Annotated in this window: 13 protein-coding genes; 7 read left to right on the top strand and 6 right to left on the bottom strand. The window is 46.3% G+C overall.

Translation table 11 applies throughout. The annotated features are described in order from the left end of the window. Positions 1-224 precede the first annotated feature (224 nt). The 4 genes from galM to galE all read right to left on the bottom strand — a co-directional run bounded on the left by galM (position 225) and on the right by galE (position 5,255). Entirely contained in the window at positions 225-1,304 is a 1,080-nt protein-coding gene (galM, locus tag AB4484_RS07545; protein WP_248366597.1) for a galactose-1-epimerase, read from the bottom strand. Positions 1,305-1,415: 111 nt separating this feature from the next. After that, positions 1,416-2,576, bottom strand: coding sequence for a galactokinase (gene galK / locus AB4484_RS07540; RefSeq protein ID WP_372077351.1), 1,161 nt, complete (start codon positions 2,574-2,576; stop codon positions 1,416-1,418). A 263-nt stretch (positions 2,577-2,839) separates the two neighbouring features. Continuing rightward, positions 2,840-3,895 carry a UDP-glucose--hexose-1-phosphate uridylyltransferase gene (locus tag AB4484_RS07535; RefSeq protein ID WP_016784956.1) on the bottom strand — a complete coding sequence of 352 codons (1,056 nt, stop codon included), beginning with the start codon at positions 3,893-3,895 and terminating at the stop codon, positions 2,840-2,842. 340 nt (positions 3,896-4,235) lie between these two features. Further along, on the bottom strand, positions 4,236-5,255 hold the full coding sequence (gene galE / locus AB4484_RS07530; RefSeq protein WP_050652441.1) for a UDP-glucose 4-epimerase GalE: 1,020 nt from the start codon (positions 5,253-5,255) through the stop codon (positions 4,236-4,238). Positions 5,256-5,648: 393 nt separating this feature from the next. Between galE and ebgR the strand changes: the two genes are divergently transcribed. The 7 genes from ebgR (at position 5,649) to ygjK (ending at position 18,014) form a co-directional block, all read left to right on the top strand. Further along, on the top strand, positions 5,649-6,632 hold the full coding sequence (gene ebgR, locus AB4484_RS07525; protein WP_017069515.1) for a transcriptional regulator EbgR: 984 nt from the start codon (positions 5,649-5,651) through the stop codon (positions 6,630-6,632). Positions 6,633-6,955: 323 nt separating this feature from the next. Beyond that, positions 6,956-10,072, top strand: a complete 3,117-nt coding sequence (gene ebgA, locus AB4484_RS07520; RefSeq protein WP_372077348.1) for a beta-galactosidase subunit alpha — start codon at positions 6,956-6,958, stop codon at positions 10,070-10,072. Between the two features lie 3 nt (positions 10,073-10,075). Continuing rightward, entirely contained in the window at positions 10,076-10,528 is a 453-nt protein-coding gene (locus tag AB4484_RS07515) for a beta-galactosidase subunit beta (protein WP_372077346.1), read from the top strand. Between the two features lie 176 nt (positions 10,529-10,704). Next, positions 10,705-12,129, top strand: a complete 1,425-nt coding sequence (locus AB4484_RS07510; RefSeq protein ID WP_048605567.1) for an amino acid permease — start codon at positions 10,705-10,707, stop codon at positions 12,127-12,129. A gap of 571 nt (positions 12,130-12,700) precedes the next feature. After that, a complete protein-coding gene (locus tag AB4484_RS07505; RefSeq protein ID WP_048615552.1) occupies positions 12,701-14,134 on the top strand; it encodes an amino acid permease in 1,434 nt (477 codons plus the stop codon). 406 nt (positions 14,135-14,540) lie between these two features. Beyond that, complete coding sequence (ygjJ, locus tag AB4484_RS07500; protein ID WP_050619976.1) at positions 14,541-15,605, top strand: protein YgjJ; 1,065 nt, start codon at positions 14,541-14,543, stop codon at positions 15,603-15,605. 15 nt (positions 15,606-15,620) lie between these two features. Beyond that, positions 15,621-18,014 carry an alpha-glucosidase gene (gene ygjK / locus AB4484_RS07495; RefSeq protein ID WP_372077343.1) on the top strand — a complete coding sequence of 798 codons (2,394 nt, stop codon included), beginning with the start codon at positions 15,621-15,623 and terminating at the stop codon, positions 18,012-18,014. A gap of 173 nt (positions 18,015-18,187) precedes the next feature. Here ygjK and AB4484_RS07490 read toward each other — a convergent pair whose 3' ends face one another. Beyond that, a complete protein-coding gene (locus tag AB4484_RS07490; protein WP_372077341.1) occupies positions 18,188-21,304 on the bottom strand; it encodes a beta-galactosidase in 3,117 nt (1,038 codons plus the stop codon). Between the two features lie 162 nt (positions 21,305-21,466). After that, positions 21,467-22,693, bottom strand: a complete 1,227-nt coding sequence (locus AB4484_RS07485; RefSeq protein WP_193841558.1) for an ABC transporter substrate-binding protein — start codon at positions 22,691-22,693, stop codon at positions 21,467-21,469. Positions 22,694-22,740 lie beyond the last annotated feature (47 nt).

Raw genomic sequence — 22,740 nt, 5'->3', positions numbered from 1 at the left:
TGGTCTGGTCTGGTCTGGTCACCAAGCAATAAACAAAAAAAGCCCTAACAGAATCGCTTCTGTTAGGGCTTTCCTACCTTACTCAGATACTCAACAATCGCGCTTAATAAACCGCACTCTTATTGAGCGCCACTTTTGCTCATCCCCCAAGAACAACGCGATAATTCACATCGTCCTATTCACAAGCAAAAGATATTGGCGTAACCGCTTTGAGCTAGAGCGTACTAGTTTGAAGAATCCCCCGAAAATTCAAACTGGTAACAGGTACTGTAGTTATATTCTTGTTCAGGCTTGAGAATACAACTGTCCTGCTTCCACTCTGGGTGGTTAGGAGAGTCAGGTAAGAACTGGGTTTCTAGCGCCAAACCAGCGTAGTCTTCATAGCTGCCACCACTTCGGTTTGGTGTGCCACCAAGCCAGTTTCCGGTGTATAGCTGCATTGCAGGTTTGGTTGAAAATACTTTTAGTGTGACGAGCGCATCTGGTGAGGTTACGGTCGCGGCACATTGAGTGCGTTTGCAGCCATCAGCCAATAAGAAAGAGTGGTCGTAACCCTTTGCTGCTTTCTGCTGTTCATCACCCAACAAACGCTCTGAGATCATCATAGGCTGATTGAAGTCAAAACTGGTCGATTTCACCGATTTAAGGTTACCTAACGGAATTCCCACCGAGTTGGTCGGCAAGAATTGATTGGCGTTGATGCTGACAATGTGTGACAAACAATCGTGTCCAGCTTCTGCGCCAAGTAGATTGAAGTAAGCATGATTCGTTAGGTTAACCACAGTCGGCTTGTCTGTGGTTGCAGAGTAATTAATGGACACTCGATTGTCTTCGGTGATGTCATAACGCACCGACACATTCAAATTCCCTGGGAATCCTTGGTCGCCATCAGCAGACTCTAGACTGAACACCACTGACGTTTCGGTTTGCTCGGCAATATTCCAACGGCGCTTATCAAATCCGTTCGGACCACCATGTAAGGTATTGCCCGCTTGGTTGGTTTCCAGCTTGTAATTCTGACCATCAATTTTGAAGCGACCATTAGCAATGCGGTTAGCATAACGGCCAACGGTTGTGCCCATATAGCTGGCTTGTTTATCGAAGTTCTCCATTGAGTTAACACCCAACAAAACTTCTCTTTTATTTCCCTTTACTGGCAGGATACAGCTCAACCATGTTGCACCAATATCCATGAATGTCACTTGCATGCCATGCGTATTTGATAGCGTCACTAACTGAGCGGGTTGGCCATCATAGGCTGGAGTCTGCGTCATGGATTGATGCAGGTTTTGCTCTTGTGTCATTCTAAATTCCTTCTAGTGCCAGTAAAAAGCCTCTACCTGAAGTAAAGGCTTTAGCATTTGGCCTACCATGATCTTTTTACTTGGTAAGCTCTATATTAAGTCTCGAAGCCGTTAGATTACTTCAACTAAGCCTGCTCCGTCTTTCGCTTGGCACACATAAATAGATTCTTTTAGACCCGTCGCCGCTTGATATTTCTGTTCAACGGTTATTTTGATTTCATCAACCAATGCAGGTGGAACCAATGCCACAATACAACCACCGAAACCACCGCCAGTCATACGCACGCCACCTTGTTCGCCGATCACTTCTTTGACCATATCAACCAGCGTATCAATCTCTTTCACCGTGATTTCAAAATCATCACGCATTGATGCATGCGATTCAGCCATCAACTCACCCATGCGTTTCATGTCGTGAGTGCGTAGAGCTTGAGCTGCTTCAACGGTACGGTCATTTTCAGTAATCACGTGACGAGCGCGTTTCGCGACCATTTCATCTAACTCAGACTCTTTCGCTTTAAACTGCTCAATGGTCACATCACGAAGTGCCGGAACACCAAAGATGCGCGCCGCTTCTTCACACTGTTCACGACGTGTGTTGTATTCGCTGTCGACCAAGCCGCGTTTCTTGTTTGAGTTGATGATAACCACAGCCATATCTTCTGGCATTGAAACCGCTTGAGTTTCTAGACTACGACAATCCAAAAGCATCGCGTGATTTGCGCGACCTTCTGCAGAGATCATTTGGTCCATGATGCCGCAGTTACAGCCCACAAATTCGTTTTCGGCTTGCTGACCATTTAGCGCCACTTCGGCTTGGCTGATCTCTAGGTTGTAAAGCACCTTGAATGTTTGACCAATCACCACTTCCAGTGCCGCAGAAGAACTTAAACCTGCACCTTGAGGCACGTTGCCCGTGACAGAGATGTCTGCACCTGTAAATTCAAAGCCGCGACCTTTTAAGCACTTCACCACACCACGAATGTAGTTCGCCCACATCTTGTCTTGTTGGAAGGTGATCTCTTGAGTTAAATCGAACTCATCGACGGCATTACCGTAGTCTACCGATACGACACGTACAATGTTGTCGTCACGTTTAGCCGCTGCGACTACCGTTTGATAGTTAATAGCACACGGTAGAACAAAACCATCGTTGTAGTCAGTGTGCTCGCCGATCAGGTTCACACGACCTGGTGCTTGGATAATATGAGTCGCTTGGTAACCAAGGACTTGCTCAAAAGATGCTTTCACATTTTGGATTAGGTCAGACATAAGTAAACTCTCTGGTTAAACTCTTTGTTCAATTGGTTATGGCCCCTTCACGGCACCACTTTAATTCTTTTAGATTCCCTATCTCGTTCGCCTCTCACGGTAGGGAATGACAACATCGGCGTCTAAGCTCCAAAGTCCTAAGCTCTTAAGCTTCTAGGCCTTTCACCGGCCGTCATTCCAGAATCGAGGGACGAGATATCAGGAATCTCGCTTTTTTATTTAGTAACCGAGTTATCGATTAGTTTTACTATCAACGAAGTAGGCTATTCCTGCTCTTTGTAGTGAACGTCACTCAAATCACGCAGACGCTGCGCCGCTTGTTCTGCGGTTAAATCACGCTGAGACTCAGCCAACATTTCGTAGCCGACCATGAATTTACGAACCGAAGCACTGCGCAACAGTGGCGGGTAGAACAACGCATGTAGCTGCCAATGGTCGATGTCAGTACCTTCTTCGAAGAACGGCGCATAGTGCCAGCCCATTGAGTAAGGGAATGAGCATTGGAATAAGTTGTCGTAACGGCTCGTCAGCTTCTTGATCGCAAGCGCTAAATCATCACGCTGCTCGTCAGTCAGTTCACTCATACGGCGGATGTGTGTTTTTGGCAGCAACATGGTTTCAAATGGCCACGCTGCCCAGTAAGGAACCACAGCAATCCAATGTTCAGTTTCAACCACAGTGCGAGAGCCGTCTTTCATTTCAGCTTCAACGTAATCCACTAATAGGTTTGAGCCTTGCTGTTCAAAGTACTCTTTTAGCAGTTTTTCTTTGCGTTCAATCTCGTTGGGCAAAAAGCTGTTTGCCCAGATCTGACCGTGTGGGTGTGGCTGAGAACAGCCCATGGTCTCGCCTTTGTTTTCAAACGCTTGAACCCATAGGTAATCTTTACCTAGCTCTTCAATCTGTTCATTCCATGTGTCGATAACACCGCGAATCTTGTTTACTGGTAATTCTGGCAGCGTTTTGCTGTGGTCCGGAGAAAAACAGATCACGCGGCTCAACCCGCGAACACCTTGAGTCTTGAATAGAGGGTTTTCAGACTCTGGAGCATCAGGTGAATCAGGCATCAAGGCCGCGAAATCATTACTGAATACGTAAGTGCCGTCGTAATCTGGGTTTTCGTCGCCCGAGATACGCGTATTGGTTGGGCACAAGAAACACTCTTTCTCATACGCAGGAAGCTGCGCGGTCGATGGTTTTTCATCTTGGCCACTCCAAGGACGTTTTGCCCGGTGCGGTGAGACTAAGATCCACTGGCCCGTTAATGGGTTATAACGACGATGCGGGTGGTCTACTGGGTTAAATTCAACTTTTGACATGTTTAGATTGCTCTCAAATTTTGTGTCTTGGTCAATTCACCAAGATGAATAATTCTTCTACAAGGAGATTCCCTATCACGCTCGTGCCTCGCTGTAGGGAATGACGTGTAATCTCGTTGTGCTATTTGTGCAAAGGCCGCCGCTTCATAACCTTGTGCTCATCCGTCATTCCAGAATCGAGGCACGAGATATCTGGAATCTCTCTTTTCTCATATCTTGTCTTTGCCTTCCCCAAAGAAATTGGAGTTGCAGCTAGGCAGCAAGATTTCCAATATCCATGAGCATAGATCTTCTATGTGATTGGAATTGGTAAGCGCAGCTAACAACGCTGCGGCTTCAATTACGAAGGGGAATAGCCGTTCGGATTATTCGACTGCCAATTCCACGTGTCCCCCGTCATCTCCATCACGCTACGCGTCGCCTTCCAGCCAAGCTCGCGCTCTGCTTTTTCAGTGCTTGCCCAACATTCGGCAATATCACCTGCGCGGCGTGGGCAAAGTTCATAAGGAACCGGTTTACCCGATGCTTGTGCGAAGGCTTCAACCATCTCGAGTACACTTGAGCCTTTGCCCGTACCTAGATTGTAAATGTGCAAACCCGCTTTCTCGCCAACCACTTTTAGTGCTGCGACATGACCGTCCGCTAAATCCATTACATGAATATAGTCACGAACGCCTGTGCCATCGACTGTTGGGTAATCGTTTCCAAAAACAGCCAGTTTTTCACGGCGACCGACGGCTACTTGAGCAATAAACGGCATTAAATTATTTGGGATACCTTGTGGGTCTTCACCCATAGTGCCCGATGGATGTGCGCCAACTGGATTGAAGTAACGCAGTAAAGTGACGCTCCAATCGTTCTCCGCGTTGAACAGATCGCTCAAGCACTCTTCCACCATATATTTGCTGCGACCATAAGGGTTAGTTGTCGCGCCAGTTGGCGAAGTTTCAGTAATAGGCACTACTTCCGGGTCACCGTAAACGGTAGCCGAAGAACTAAATACGATGCTTTTCACGCCCGCTTTCTTCATGCTTCGAGCTAACACTAGTGAACCATTGACGTTGTTATCGTAGTACTCCAAAGGCTTAGCCACCGACTCCCCTACCGCTTTCAGGCCAGCAAAGTGAATCACCGCTTGGATATCGTTTTCTGAAAACACGCTATCTAGAAAAGATTGGTCACGAATGTCGCCAAGATAAAACGTTGGGCGCTTGCCAGTTAACGATTCGATTCGTTCCAGCACTAGCTCTTTGCTGTTGCAAAGGTTATCAACAATGATCGGCTCCATACCTGCCTGTATCATTTGAATGCATGTATGACTTCCGATGTAACCCATGCCGCCTGTAACCAGTACTTTCACAATCAACCTCTCTTTGTCGTCATTCGTGGGCTAACTCGAACTGACATTCAGCTCAGTAGCACCGTATGTCAGAAATAGTAGCAGCCATTTTGACTATAATTCTGTGATCAAAACCACGAAGTGTAAACGTTTACACTAACTTTCATCATTAGTACTGATCATGACATAGAGGCAATGTATAGCTGTTAACCTCTAATTCATTGAATTTTAATAAGATAATTATAGATAGTTAGATTTGAGACATCACAGATGAGTTGAGCATTTATTTTACTAAAAGTTAATGCAATGACGTCCAGTTTGATTACAATAGGTCTGTAGAATAAAGAGGTGCATTGCTTTTTTACTAAATACCAATTTCAAAGCAGCGCAATGTTCCAATAACAGGAAGTGAGTATGGCAACGTTAAAAGATATCGCGACTGAAGCGAATGTATCATTGGCTACAGTTTCAAGGGTTCTCAATGAAGATCCAACATTAAGCGTCAAGGAAGAGACCAAAAGGCGTATCTTTGAAATTGCAGAGAAGTTGGAATACAAAACCAGCAGCTCACGAAAAACCGTTAGCAGTAAAAAACAAAACCATCACTTCCTAGCACTGTATAACTACAAGCAAGAAGCTGAGGTTAACGACCCTTACTACCTATCGATTCGCCATGGGATTGAAACCCAATGCGAAAAGATGGAAGTGAAGCTAACCAACTGTTATGAAAGTAAAATACAGATAAACTCAGCGCCGATAACAGGTGTTTTGTTGGTGGGTAGAATGACACCAGAGGTTATCGAGCAAGCTAAAAAGCTGAGCGATAATATTTGTTATGTCGATTTTACCGATCACTCAGAACCTTATGACTCTGTCGATATCGACCTGGCTTTGATCAGCAAAGAGATCACCAACTTCTTTATCAACCAAGGCTATGAGCGCATCGGCTTTATTGGTGGCCAAGACGACGTCAACACCCCTGATATTCGTGAAGTCGCCTTTGCTGAATATGGCGGCCTCAAGAACGTTGTCAGCGAGCAAGACATCTACCGTGGTGACTTCTCTAGCTCTTCAGGTTACAAGCTTGCAAAACAGATGCTCGCGACAGGTGACTACCCTAAAGCCATGTTTATTGCGTCAGATTCCATCGCAATTGGCGTTTTACGAGCAGTTCATGAGCACGGATTAAACATTCCTGAAGATATTGCGCTGATCAGTGTAAACGACATCCCAACAGCTAAATTTACCTTCCCATCTTTATCGACTGTTCGTATTCACTCTGAACTGATGGGAATTCAAGGCGTTAACCTGCTGATTGAAAAAGTACGCGACGGCCGAACCATCCCATTACGCGTCTATGTACCAAGCAAACTTAAGCTGCGCGATACAACAAAATAATTAATATATCAAGTAGATAAATAAAGGCTGCCTTTGTTGAAGGTGGCCTTTTTTGTGCCCGTCACATACATCAATCGACACATATCTCCCTCTTTAACCTACTGCATAAATCAGCCAATAGCATTCTTTTAAGTGGATCACACAGCACCGTAAAAAGACCATAAAAAACGTGATGAAGTTAAAGTAAAACGTTTTCACCAATTTCATTTAGTAAAACTTTTACTAATAATTACCTCAGTCCAAAAATACTCGTATTCACTACGACCCAATTACGCATAAGAACGTCGGTCAGCAAACTGCATTCAGGCCGAGAGAGAGGCAACGTGAACAACTGGGAAAACTTCCTGAACTTACATGAGAACCGTATGGCACCGCGTGCATACTTCTTCTCGTACGCATCAGAAAAAAATGCAAAAACGTTTCAGCGTGAACTGAGCAGCCACTTCCAACTATTGAGTGGCCAATGGAATTTCAGCTATTTCACCAATCCGCTATTGGTTCCTGAAGAGTTCTATTCTCAGGAAATGAGCGACTGGGGCAACATCACGGTTCCAAACATGTGGCAAATGGAAGGCCACGGCGATCTCCAATACACAGATGAAGGTTTCCCATTCCCAATTGATGTGCCTTTCGTACCATCAGACAACCCAACCGGCGCATACCAACGCTCTTTCTTCCTTGGCGAAAGCTGGGACGAGAAACAAACCATCATCAAATTTGATGGCGTTGAAACTTACTTCGAAGTTTACGTAAACGGCGAGTACGTGGGCTTCAGCAAAGGCAGCCGCCTAACCGCTGAGTTCGATATCTCTAACCAAGTAAAAGCAGGCAACAACCTACTTTCTATTCGTGTGATGCAGTGGGCCGATTCCACCTACATTGAAGACCAAGACATGTGGTGGACGGGCGGTATCTTCCGTGACGTTTACCTAGTTGGTAAAGAACAACTGCACGTTCAAGACGTTACCGTTCGCACTGACTTCGACGACGCTTACCAAAGCGCGACCCTGTCGTGCAAAGTGGAACTAGAAAACCTAGCAGCAGCGGCAAACGCAACCCTTGAGTACGCATTGCTTGATGGCAGCCAAGTTATCTCGCAAGGCTCAGTAGATAACTTAAGTGTCGATGGCAATGCGAATACTCAATTCTCTATTGATGTGGTTAACCCTGTTCAATGGAACGCTGAGAACCCTTACCTGTACCAACTGCTGCTTACGCTGAAAGATGGTGACGGCAAGGTGTTGGAAGTGATTCCACAGCGCGTTGGTTTCCGCGACATTAAAGTTCGCGATGGTCTGTTCTACATCAACAACAAATACGTGATGCTGCACGGCGTGAACCGTCACGACAACGACCACCTGAAAGGTCGTGCGGTTGGCATGGATCGCGTAGAGAAAGACTTAGTGTTGATGAAGCAACACAACATCAACTCAGTACGCACGGCGCACTACCCGAACGACCCACGCTTCTACGAATTGTGTGATATCTACGGCCTATTCGTGATGGGTGAAACCGATGTTGAAACACACGGCTTTGCTAACGTTGGCGACCTTAGCCGCATCACTAACGATGCTGCATGGGAAGCGGTGTTTGTTGAGCGTATCGAACGTCATATCCACGCTCAAAAGAACCACCCTTCTATCATCATGTGGTCTCTAGGTAACGAGTCTGGTTACGGCTGCAACATTCGCTCTATGTACGATGCTGCAAAAGCAATTGATGACACGCGTCTGGTTCACTACGAAGAAGACCGTGATGCTGAAGTGGTCGACATCATTTCAACCATGTACTCACGCGCTCAACTGATGAATGCCTTCGGTGAATTCCCACATGAAAAACCACGCATCATCTGCGAATACGCACACGCAATGGGTAACGGCCCGGGCGGTTTAACCGAATACCAAAACGTGTTCTACAAGCATGACGCAATTCAAGGTCACTATGTTTGGGAATGGTGTGATCACGGTATTCTGGCGCGTGATGAAGCAGGCACAGAATTCTACAAATACGGCGGTGACTACGGTGACTACCCGAACAACTACAACTTCTGCATGGACGGTTTGATCTATCCAGACCAAACGCCAGGCCCTGGCTTGAAAGAGTACAAGCAAGTGATTGCCCCAGTGAAGCTTCGCGATTTCAATGCACAAACGGGTACCTTCACAGTAGACAACAAGCTTTGGTTCTCAAACATCGATGACTACACCATCACTGCGGAAATCCGTGCTGAAGGTGAAACCATTGCCGTACAGCACATCAAGGTTGAAGAGCTGGCTGAAAACTCTAGCCGTGAACTGACTCTAAACTTGCCACAGCTTGATGAGCGTGAAGTGTTTGTAAACTTTACGGTTCGTAAGGATTCTCGCACTTCATACAGCGAAGCGAACCACGACATCGCGGTTTACCAGTTCCAAGTGAAAGAGAATACAGCACAACTTGAAGCCTTCACCAACAACAATGCGACAGCACTGAATGTTGAAGAATCTCGCTTAGCCTACCTAATCAAAGGTCACAACTTTGCTCTGAACTTCTCGAAAGTGAACGGCAAACTGACGTCGTGGTTAGTGAATGGCGAGGAACTGATTAAGTCTGAGCCTAAGCTGAACTTCTTCAAGCCAATGATCGATAACCATAAGCAAGAGCACGATGGTTACTGGGAACCTGCACACCTACAGATCATGCAGGAACACTTCCGTAGCATTGACCTTGAGTGCGTCAATGTCGAGCAGGTAAACGGCAAGGTAGAGATCACAACCACCAGCATCATTGCTCCACCGGTATTTGATTTCGGTATGCGTTGTGAATACCGCTACCAGATCAGTGCAGAAGGTCAGCTAAACGTTGAACTGAGCGGCGAGCGTTACGGTGATTACCCTCACGTGATTCCAGTCATTGGTTTCGATATGGGCATCAACGGCGACTTCGACCAAGTTCAATACTACGGCCGCGGTCCTGAAGAGAACTACCAAGACAGCAAGCAAGCCAACATGATTGATGTTTACCAATCAACCGTGGCTGACATGTTCGAGAACTACCCGTTCCCACAAAACAACGGCAACCGCCAACACGTTCGTTGGGCTGCGCTTTCAAGCCGTGCGGGTAATGGTATTGCAGTAAAACCACAGCAAGAAATCAACTTCAGCGCATGGTTCTACACCAACCAAAACCTACATCAAGCACAGCACACGATTGAACTAGAGAAGAGTGGCTACATCACCCTAAACCTAGACCACCAAGTGATGGGCCTAGGCTCAAACTCTTGGGGCAGCGAAGTGTTGGATTCTTACCGCGTGTACATGGACGAGTTCCGTTACGGCCTAACTCTGATTCCATTCCAAGCAGGCGATTGCGACGCACAACACCTAATCAATCACAACTTTGGTGACGAGTTCTTCACGGCGAATACGCCAACAACTCAACCACAACAGAACGAGGCATAAGCGATGATCGTTTTAGACAACCTAGAGCAATTTAAAGTCGTTTACCGCGACGGTCGTAAATGGCAACGCTGTGTAGAAGCGATTGAAAACATCGGCAAAATCAAAGATGGCGTGATGTATTCCATTGGTGACTCACTGGCTTACATGATTGAAGACGGCGTGGCTCGTAACACAGAAAACTTCACCGGTAACCGCCGTTACTTTGATGTGCACTACTACTTGGAAGGTCGTGAAACGGTTGAGTTTGCAGATAAGTCTCAGCTTGAACAGAGCCAAGCTTACAGCGATGAAACCGACCGTGAACACCTCATGGGTAACGGCGAGACTCGTGAGTTAGTTGAAGGCCAAGTGGCGATCTTTGATAACAGCAAAGCTTACCGCTTTCACGGTGATAACCGAGTTCGCAAAGTGGTGCTGAAAGTGACTATCGAAGACGGCTACTTCCTTAATAAGTAACCGAAAACAAGCTACCGAAGCCAAACAGCCGAAAGTAGCAACAACAAGATCTATTCACAGTGTGACTGAGGCTTGCCGTTCAAGGCTCAGCCACACTGCAAACGCCTTTATACTTCCTCCCTATAAGGAAGCTTAAAGATATAACGACTATAATTACGTGACCCTTGGAGGACACTATGTCTGAATCTGTACGCGGTAAGTTAGGCAAATTTGCCCTACTTTCCATGACATTTGCAGCGGTATTTAACGTTCGCAATATTGTAAACAACAACATCGAATTGGGATTGAGTTCAGCCCCTATCTTTTTGCTCGCTACCCTTATTTACTTCATTCCATTCGTGTTCATCATTGCTGAATTCGTATCTGCAAATAAAAATTCTGAGTCAGGCATGTATGACTGGCTTAAAAAACCGCTGGGATCAAAAGCAGCCTACCTAGGTTCGTTCCTATACTGGTTCGTAAACCTTTTCTGGTTTGTATCACTGCTACCAAACGTAATCGCCTATGCGTCTTACGCGATGTTGGGTTATGAATACGCCTTCTCGCCAGTCGTCACATCGGCTATCTCGATTGCTCTATTTGCGGCAGCAACTCACATCTCAACTAAAGGCGCGAGCTGGCTAGGTAAGATTGCCGAGATCGTGGCATACGGTGTATTCGCTCTGTTTGCAATCTACGTTATCGGTGCACTAATGGCACTGGGCGGCAACCATGAACCAGTAGAACCAATCACGCTTGAAGCAATGACACCGACCATCAACTGGGCAACGCTAGGTATCATGTGTTGGATCTTCCAAGCAGCCGGTGGTGCTGAAACCGCAGCCGCTTACCTAAACGATGTTAAGGGCGGTCACAAGTCTTTCATCAAGGTTATCATTGGTGCAGGTATCGCAATCGGCGCAATGTACGCAGTTGGCTCTCTACTTGTTAACGTATTCGTTGCTCGTGATGAACTGACCTACGCTGGCGGCATGGTTGAAATCTTCACAGGTATGGCGAACTACTTCGACATTTCACAATCTCTAACGGGTCGCTTCGTAGGTATTATCCTATTCGTTGCTATGTTCGGTTCGATGATGATGTGGACAGCAGCTCCAGTAAAAATTCACTTCTCTGAAATTCCTAAAGGTGTTTACGGCGAGAAGACAACAGAGCTTAACGAACACGGTGTGCCAGTACGTGCAGCTTGGTGGCAGTTCGCGTTTGTATTCGTGATGCTTGTAGTTAACGGCTTCGGCTCGGAATCAGTACAAGACATGATGAACACAGCAATCAACCTAACCGCTGGTACAGCAATGCTTCCGCCTATCTTCATCATGGTGGCGTACTTTGTATTCCGCTTGAAGCATGACGACACACCGCGTGATTTCCGCATGGGTACTCGAGTTCAAGGTATGGCTGTTGTATCTGTACTTATCGGCATCTTCGTTGTGAGTATGACGGCATCTGCATTCCCAACAGGTGTTGATCTTGTTCAAGCCTTCTTTATCAACGTATTCATGACTGCGGTATTCTCTGGTCTTGCTTGGTGGTGGATCTCTCGCTTTGAAAAAAAGCAGGCAGGTAAAGACGCAAAGCTAGAAACAGCTAAGCAATCGTAGCACTCTGCATTACCCCCAACTTTAAAAGCGCCTATCACGGCGCTTTTTTTGTTTTAAATCAGACAATTAAAATAGAACTCAAAAATAAAAACGGTGTTCCGTCAAGGTTTCAGTTCACGAAAAACACCAATTAATAGGTAATAAAACTCGAATAAAAACCAAGGTAAAACATTAACTAAATTTATTTACTCAAGGTCACATATTTGATCAATTTCGATTAACTTCCCGCCGCTTAATCTTTAATCTTCTTGCTGAAGAGACAAACTGATTCATATAAAAAAGCGATAAAAAGCCCCTACAAGCCTTATAAATCGTCGCTCATGAAACCAGCAATCTCTTCAATGAACTTCTTAATCTTTAACTCTTTGTTTTGGTAATAACTTTACTGAAACACCGGAGAGAAAAAGCCCAAAGAAGTCCGATCGTAAATCTATAAAAACAACAATGAGCCAACCCTGACAAAACAAAGCGGGTGTTTGCCAAACCAACATAACAATAAAAGTGCGGCCTAGAGCTTCCCTCTCTAGGACCAAGTTATAACGATCATCAACGTGATTCACCGGAGAACATCATGTCCGAAAATAAACGCAGTACGATAGGCAAATTTGCCCTACTGTCTATGACCTTCGCGGCGGTATACAGCTTCAACAACATCATTAATAACAACATCGAGATCGGCCTTTCCTCGGCTCCGATGTTCTTTCTAGCAACCATCTTTTACTTTGTGCCATTTTGTTTGATCGTTGCAGAGTTTGTGTCACTGAATAAAGACTCTGAAGCGGGTGTTTACTCTTGGGTTAAAAGCTCTCTAGGCGGTCGCTGGGCGTTTATTTCAGCTTACACCTACTGGTTTGTTAACCTGTTCTTCTTCACCTCTCTGCTGCCTAGAATCATCGCTTATGCGTCGTATGCGTTCTTAGGTTTCGAGTACATATTCACGCCAATGACCACCGCAATTCTGAGTACCATTTTGTTTGCGGTCGCGACTCATATCTCGAATAACGGCGCGAAATTACTGGGCCCTATCACCTCACTAACATCATCACTGATGCTGCTGCTAACGATGTCTTACATCTTGTTATCTGGCGGTGCTTTGGTAGGCGGTATCGAGCCAGCTGACCCAATCACCATTGAAGCCATGACACCAAGCTTCAACTGGGCATTCCTTGGCGTAATCACTTGGATATTCATGGCGGCAGGCGGTGCAGAATCGGTCGCGGTTTACGTTAACGACATCAAAGGCGGTCACAAGTCTTTCGTTAAGGTAATCATTATCGCGGGTATCTTCATCGGCGCACTTTACTCGGTAGGGTCTGTGTTAGCGAACGTGTTTGTTTCGCGTGAAGAACTTAAATTCACAGGCGGATCAGTTCAGGTATTTGAAGGGCTAGCAAGACACTTTGGCCTGTCTGAAATCTTGATGAACCGTTTCGTTGGTGTGGTTTCATTCACGGCAATGTTGGGCTCTCTGCTGATGTGGACAGCAACACCCGTTAAGATTTTCTTCTCTGAAATCCCTAAAGGCATCTTCGGCGAGAAAACTGTCGCACTTAACAAACAAGGCGTTCCAGAGCGCGCGGCATGGGTTCAGTTCTTCATCGTAATTCCACTGATGTTCATCCCAACGTTGGCGTCTGACACCGTTCAAGACTTGATGAGCACCATCATCAACATGACTGCAGCAGCTTCTATGCTACCGCCACTGTTCATCATGATTGCTTACCTTCACCTACGCGTGAAACTGGACCACCTTCCTCGTGATTTCCGCATGGGTTCTCGTACGGTCGGTATTACTGCTGTGTCGATTCTTATCGCTATCTTCACCGTTGGTTTCTTCGCCTCTACCTTCCCAACAGGCGCAGACATCATGACCATCATCTTCTACAACGTGGGCGGGATAGTGATCTTCCTTGGCTACGCATGGTGGAAGTACGGTCAATACGAGAAAAGCTTATCTCCAGAAGAGAAAAAACTAGAAGCAAAGCCTGAACCGGCGAACGCTTAGTTTTACCCTACACTCTGATCGAAAACTTAAGGCACTCCCGTTTGGTGAGTGCCTTTTTATTTGTCGGTACATTCCCACTCAACACCTAAATTTCACCAAAGCCTTCAAGAAAGAAGGCATTCGAGTCAACAATCGAACCGCCTACAAAATGATTCATCGATTGAATAGCTACCTCCCTAGCCATGCCTCTACACATTCAACTTAAAGTCAAAATAAAAACAAAGTAAATATTTACTAAAAATAGATCACACTTTTAAACTGAATTAATTTTAAACATCAAAATTATCATTAATATCGGTTTTGCGATCGTAAGTAACCTGACCAATACGCCTTGAAGAGCACCCCATATTAGAAGTCAGAACTGCTTACGAACCTTCATTTATAACCCGACACAGAAGTGATTAAAATGAAAAGTAGTTTTACTAAAACCACTCTTATTACAAGCTGTATTCTTGCTGCCCTAAGTACCACTGCCCACGCGGAAGAGTCCGCAGCAAACCACAGTGATACTCAGCCTCCTAAAACAGAAACTGAAACCCTATTTAACTTTTATGGTGAGCTTGGTCTTGGTGGTCACGTGGCACTAGAAGGTGATGACAAAGGCCGTTATGCAGACGGTACTTACATCGAAGCAGGCTTGGCTATCGAGCACGGTAATTGGTTCGGGCTTGCTTACATGGAAGGCTGGACAGTGCAAGCCGACGACGAAGGCAACGCTTGGGCAACTGGCCACGGCTGGGGCGGCTTTGAAGGTGGTTTTAACCGCTTTTACGCTGGCTACCGCACAGACAATAAAACAGAATTCATGATTGGTCGTATGGACTCTTCATTGGATGACGTTCAATGGTGGGGGGACCCTACGGTTGAATACGGTTACGCGATCTCAAACACACGAGACGTACACCTTGGTGTGAAGATCCAAAACCTAGAAGGCAAGCTTCGCTACAGCGTTTCTTTCGCGCCAGAGTCTGACTTCTCTGAAGACGATGCTCTGGTTCACTTCGGTAAATACGACAACTTTGCAGACCAATGGAAAGATAAGAACGCCATGGTCAACGGTTACCTCCAATACGATCTGACCGACGACTTAACCCTAATGGGTGGTGGTGAAGTGCGTAACAACGATGGCGGTGAACTATTGCTATTGGGTGCTGAATACAAAAACTTTGCAACTCGTATTTGGCACGACACAGATAAAGGCAACCAAGAATCATTTGGCAGCGAATCCGGTATTCAAACCAGTGCTTGGTACGAAGCGGCTCAGGGCGTTTACCTTTCAGCAGCCTACAACTACGCAAACTTTGATGGTGACAACGGCGACAAAGAAATCACCTCTTACATCAACGCGGGCGTTTGGTACGAATACGGCAACGGCACATTTGCGACTGCATTCGATAGCCGCTTTGGCGTAGGTAGCGACACTGAAATCGGCGACGCGCAGGTGTTCGCAATGCAATACTTCTACTGGTAATAACAGGAATTGATCATGAAACTGAATAAATCATTCGCAGCTCTCGCTATCGGTGCAGCCCTTGTCGTTACTGGTTGTGCATCAAACTCCATCTCTGGCTCAGCTTCTGACACAGAACAACTGCAAGCCAGCGAATTTAAGAACGTTATCGACCGTACTGGCTCACCAGAATACATGCGTGACTACGACTTCGATGACCACCAACGCTTTAACCCATTCTTCGACCTAGGCGCATGGCACGGTCACCTACTGCCAGACAGTGCAGAAGGCATGGGCGGGTTCCCGGGTACAGCACTGCTTACCGAAGAATACATCAACTTCATGGCTGATAACTTCGACCGTCTAAGCGTGTTCAAAGATGGCAAAAAAGTGGCTTTCACTATGGAAGCTTACAGCCTACCGGGCGCATTGGTTCAGACACTAAAATCTGACGATGTGACCGTAGAAATGACGATGCGTTTTGCTTCAAACCGTACCTCTCTACTAGAAACTAAAATCACCACTGACTCTCCTGTCGAATTAGTGTGGGATGGTGAACTACTAGAAAAGACCCACGCCAAAGAAGGCGTTTCGCAAACCGACAAAACCATTGCCGAGACGTACCCAGAATATGACCGTCAAATCGTTGCAACCGACGATGGCCTAAAAGTAACCTTTGGTAAGGTGCGTTCAACTTGGGATCTACTGACTTCTGGTGAGTCTGAGTACCAAGTTCACAAGTCGATTCCAACACAAACCACAGTCGATGGTTTAGCGTTTACTTCAACGGCAAACATTGAAGCATCGACCACCATCTACACCACATACTCGCATGTTCTAACGGCAGAAGAAGCGAAAGCTGAACAGCCAGAAATCAAAAAGATCATGGCAAACCCTACCGACTTCTTAACTGCATCAGCAGAACGCTGGGAAGGTTACCTAGAGATGGGCTTAACCAACCCAAACGCAACACCAGAGCAAGAGCGTGTTGCAGTAAAAGCGATGGAAACCCTAAACGGTAACTGGCGTGGCGCAGCAGGTGCGATGGAGTTTGACTCTGTAACACCATCAGTGACGGCGCGTTGGTTCTCGGGCAACCAAACTTGGCCTTGGGACACATGGAAACAAGCCTACGCGATGGCTCACTTCAACCCAGATGTAGCGAAAGATAACATCCGCGCGATGTTCGCTTACCAAATCCAAGCCGACGATGCCGTTCGCCCTTGGGATGAAGGCTACGTGCCAGACTTACTCGCTTACAACCTAAGCCCAGAGCGTGGCGGTGACGGCGGTAACTGGAATGAGCGTAATACCAAACCAAGCCTAGCAGCATGGGCAGTAATGGAAGTCTACAAGACCACCAGCGATGAAGCTTGGCTAGAAGAGATGTATCCAAAGCTAGTGGCATACCATGATTGGTGGCTACGTAATCGCGACAACAACGGCAACGGTGTTCCTGAATACGGCGCAGCACGCGACAAAGCACACAACACACCTGAAGGCGAAATGTACTTCACCGTGGTTCGTGGCGATAAGAACGAAACAGTCGTAGGCCAAGCAGCACTGGATAAAGTGGTTGCAGAAGGTAACTACGATTACATCGAAAGCCCAGCGCAAACAGCCGCATCTTGGGAGTCAGGTCGTGACGATGCCGCCGCATTCGGTTTCATCGATAAAGACCAGCTAGACGCGTATGTTGCAAACGGTGGTAAACGCAGCGATTGGGATGTTGAGTTCGCTCAAAACCGCGCTGAAGATGGCACACTGCTAGGCTACTCGCTACTGCAAGAATCTGTCGACCAAGCAAGCTACATGTACAGCGATAACAAGTACCTAGCAGAAATGGCTGACATTCTTGGTAAAGACGCAGAAGCGAAAGAGTTCCGTGAAAAAGCAGAGCACCTATCGAACTACATCAACACTTGTATGTTCGACGAAGGCACTAACTTCTTCTACGACATTCGCATTGAAGACAAACCACTAGCCAATGGCTGTGCAGGCAAACCGATTGTAGAACGTGGCAAAGGCCCTGAAGGTTGGTCACCACTGTTCAATGGCGCAGCAACACAAGCACACGCGGATGCGGTTGTCTCTGTGATGAAAGACACTGAAGAGTTCAACACCTACGTTCCACTAGGCACAGCGGCGCTTTCTAGCCCAGCATTTGGCCCAGATATTTACTGGCGTGGACGTGTATGGGTAGACCAGTTCTACTTCGGCCTAAAAGGCATGGACAGCTACGGCTACCGTGATGACGCAATTGAAATGGCAGGCGCGTTCTTTGACCATGCTGATGGATTAGTTCAAGACGGTCCTATCCGTGAGAACTACAACCCATTGAATGGTGAACAACAAGGCGCACCAAACTTCTCTTGGAGTGCGGCTCACCTGTACATTCTTTACAACGATTTCTTTACTGACGCAGAGTAAATCGAACCTATACCTATCTTCTGGAATTCAATGAAAAGATAACCTCATAAATTTCAGACTTTGGCACTCAGTATCTCGCTGAGTGCCTTTTTTACACCTGAAGCAAAATAAGCGAACAACAAGCACTTAGACCATTTGGCCTACTATGATCCTTTTACTCAATTCGCTGCACGTTAGCCTTTATCACCACAATGGAAGCGCACCTGATAATGGTAATGCTCTTTCAATAATTTGAATTCATCATGGACACTTGGCGTCCATGAGTCATCACCGCCAACCCCCATATGGAAGCCATCGACATAAACAAACAGCTGCTCTTGTTCAATTAAGTCACAAGTATGTTTTGCCTTCTGTAGCTGCTGTAACCCAAAACGACTGACTGAGAAATGGAAGTCTCCTTGCAATTCGAATGCGCCCACTTTTGCCTCACGAACATCACAACGCAAGCCGCAATCAGATGGGAAAATATAAGGGGTATGCATTTGTTCAATACTTTGCTGATATAGCCCCATATGTGCGGACATCTTTCGATCTGGGTAGTTTTCGTGTGGCCCACGACCAAACCATTCCACCCCATCAGGCACATGCTTCAAAGCAAACTCAAATCCGACTCGTGGCAGAGACGGCAAACCTTTTGCCGCTTGAACATCCACATCTAATTTGACCTCACCATCGGCAAATAACTGATACCGCCAAGTCGACAATAAACGAACCTGATCTTCCACCGTGTGGGCAATTCTTACAGTCACCGACACCCCATTTTTCTGAATGATGGATGAAAATTCGATACACTCTGGAATGAGCCTATCTAGCCTCATCGCCTGCCAGCGTGCGATCCATGAACTGGGGTCCACGCGGTTTGCTTCACTAACACCGATATCGTTGTCTAATGGCGCTCGATAAAAGTTATCTCGAAGGCCACTAGCAAGTTGTTCCACCCCTTTGATTTTCCAGCTTTCTAATGTCCCAGACATTCTGTCGAACTCTACTTGATAAGCATCACCAATCACCGTCAGCAGCGTGTCGGTTTCAGTCACTTTCGGTGGAAATTGAGAGAGGTTAGCATCCAACATCAATTGTGGTTGAGTCGGTAAGCTAAGCTGTTCAATCGCCGTCACATGACCTTTATCCGCCCATGCCGTATTGGTGTTTAATACCACTTCGAGATTAAGGTAATTAAGCGCGTTGGCCGTCTTCGGAATAGTCACACCATCAAGCTCAATCTGCACACTGGATTGAGCTTCAACAAGCAGCTCAATACTGCCATGACATTGAACAATTCCATCTTGAGTGATATTCCAATTAAGCGTTTCGACAGACTCTGAATCAAATAAATACTCACTAGTAATCTCAATCACCAGTGGTGATGCCGAAACCAGCTTGAACTGATAAAACTGCTGTGCTTTTTTCACTTCATGTAGCGTTGGATGCACCGTCCTGTCTGGGAATACCAAACCATTAATGCAAAACTGGCGATCATTAATCTCGTCGCCGAAATCACCACCATAGCCCCAATATTGTTTGCCGCTCGAATCGGTTTTGGTGATCCCTTGATCGACCCAATCCCAAATAAAACCGCCCTGTAATCTTGGGTTGTCTCTAAACGCCTGCCAGTATTTATCAAAACTGCCAAGACTGTTCCCCATTGCATGGGCGTACTCACAGAGAATAAGAGGACGATGCTCGTTTGGCAGAGCTATCGCTTTGCGTATGCCCACGCGAGGTGTCACCTCAGGTTGACTCTCAACCACAGGTAAATCCCAATCAACCCGTGCATACATAGGACATAAAATATCGGTCGCTGCTGTATCTGCCCCGCCACCTTCATACTGAACGGGACGTGTTGGATCAGTTTGTTTCACCCATTGATACATCGCATGGTGATTGCGACCAATACCCGATTCATTACCCAGCGACCAAATGATCACGCTGGCGTGGTTTTTATCGCGATCCACCAGCCTTGTCATTCGTCTCATGTACGCATTCAACCATGACGCATCATCGGATAAACGGCACATCGGAAATTGACCATGAGTTTCCACATTCGCTTCATCAACCAGATACAGACCATACTCATCACATAGTTCATACCACAATGGATGATTCGGATAATGAGCGGTTCTAACGGCATTGAAGTTATTTTGTTTGAGCAGTTTGATGTCTTGAATCATCCCCTCTCGAGTCATGGTGTGACCCAATTCAGGGTGATGTTCATGACGATTGACGCCACGAATCAGCAACGGTTTTCCGTTAACTTTTAGCAAACTATCGGTAATTTCAACACTTCGAAAGCCGATATCGTAAGCCTCACAATCGATTAGCTCATCATGTTCATCGAGCAATGACACCACACAGCGATATAAATAGGGTGACTCGGCACTCCACTTGTTCGGGTTCACCACTGAAATGCGGTGTTCTGCGACTTCAGACCACGGCCCTTTTTCATCAACATAACGCTCACCAAAACCCACGATTTGAGGCTCGCAAGCCAACTGCCCTTGAGTATCATAAAGTTCAGCTTTCAGCTTAAAGCAGCTTTCTACATCATTGCTGTGCTTGGTTATTTGCGTAGAAATATTTAAAACCGCATCGCGATAGCAAGCATCTAGCTGAGTCTCAATACCAACATCCTCGATTGCGAACTTGGGCTTTCTCAATAAAGTCACATCACGGAATATGCCGCTGAGCCACCACATGTCTTGGTCTTCAAGATAAGAACCATCAGACCAACGCAGCACCATCACTACCAACGTGTTCTCGCCCGCTTGCAAGTATTCAGACACGTCAAATTCAGCCGGTAATCGACTGTCTTGCGAATAGCCAACCCACTTGCCGTTGCACCACAAATGAAATGCAGAATTCACGCCGTCGAAGGTCAGCCTATGGGTATCTAATAGCTCCGGTTCCGTGCAGTTAAAATGCGTTCGGTAGAGCCCTGTTGGATTATCGCTAGGGACGAAGGGAGGGTTATCAGCGAAAGGATATTTCACATTGGTATAGATCGGTTTATCAAAGCCTTGCATCTGCCAGTTGCTTGGCACTGAAATCGACTTCCATGAAGAATCATCAAAATGTTCCGATACTACCTCTTCGCAGACCAACTCTGGTGAATCGAACAGCTGAAACTTCCAAGTCCCATTGAGAGACATAGTGTTCGACGAGTTCTTCGTCATAGCCTCAATCAACGAGGTATAACTATTTAAAGGGGCATGAGCCTCAACAACATTATGATGGGTGATGTGTTGATTTTCCCACTCACGGGCAGAGATGATTTGAGAGAAAGTTCTCATGACGTGTTCCTTACCAAAAGCCGTTTAACGTGAACCATTGCAAGTGATGCTCAGCGCCTTATTGCGTTCAAACATTACGAACGCCAACTAAGCAGCTCTTGCAATAATCCCTTAAGAGAAGAAAAAAAAGCCGCAGCCAGAACAGCTGCGGCTATTGAAATGTTACTTAAAGGTACGCTTGCTCACTTTATCGAGTTTTTTCAATATTTTATCGATTCGTTCAGGGTGAACCATAAACTCTTGGAAGCCTTTCATGCCTTCTTTGGCCATCGCAGGGTCGGTGTCTCGGTCATAGAATTGAGCCGTACCATCACTGGATGCCAACATCGCGACGCCTTTGTCTAAAAACGGGTCAGACTTCGCTTTAGCTTTGTTGTTGGTTGGGATCTGTAACAGCATCTCATTGATCAGCTGCTGGTTTTCAGCGCGAGCAACAAACTCTAAGAACTTACGAGCATCTTCTTTGTTTTTCGCTTTTGAAGGTATGTGCAGCGTATCCATTGGGGCATCTTCAGACATAGGAATACTTGGGTCGATCACCGGGAACTGGAAGAAATCCATCTTGCCTTCCAACTCAGCAGGGAAGTTAGGCGTGATGAAGTTACCCATCAGGTACATCGCCGCTTTACCGTTGTACAAGAAAGGTTGAGCTTCTTGCCATGAATAAGACGCGTGGTTCTCTAGGAAGTAACCAGGCTCAACTAACTCCGCCCAATTAGCGAAGGTTTTCTTCACTCGCTCATCAGAATAAGGCACCTTGCCTTCCATTAACTGAATATGAAAATCCAAGCCGTTAGTACGCATGTTGATATAATCAAACCAACCAGCGGCGGTCCAAAGGTACTTGGTACCAATCGCAAACGGCGCTACACCATTTTCTTTAAGTGTTGCAGACGCAGATTTCAAATCTTCCCACGTTTTCGGCTCCGCAATTCCATATTGCTCAAAAATGTCTTTGCGGTAGTAGATACCCCATTGATAATACGTGTACGGCACACCAAACTGCTTACCTTGTACTGTCATCGCAGGCGCGGCAGCCGCAAAATCTTGCTTCATGTTGTTGTCAGCCCAAATATCACTGACATCCTCAAACAGGCCACGGTCAACAAAGGCTTTCATTCGGTTGCCCGCATACCAAAAAACCACATCCGGCGGCGAAGTGACCAACCAATTTCGAATCGTTGTTTTGTATGACTCGTGATCGTACAAGTTGTACTTCACCGTAATATCTGGGTTTTCTTTTTCAAAGCGGTTAATGATCTCACCCCACGCCTCTTTTGGCGCAGGATCAGAAGCATCAGAGTTGATAACGAGTGTTCCTGCAAACGATGTTGCAGACATGGAGGCAGCGAGCACTGCACTGGCAGCGATATGTTTCACGTATTTCATATTGAGGTCCTTGTTATGGAGCTAAGCTCTCTAAGTCCAATTCTTAT

It is taken from the genome of Vibrio sp. 10N.261.46.A3 (assembly GCF_041472995.1).
In the GTDB taxonomy this organism is placed as follows: Bacteria; Pseudomonadota; Gammaproteobacteria; order Enterobacterales; family Vibrionaceae; genus Vibrio; species Vibrio coralliirubri.
This window is presented reverse-complemented; position numbering and strand designations above follow the sequence as displayed.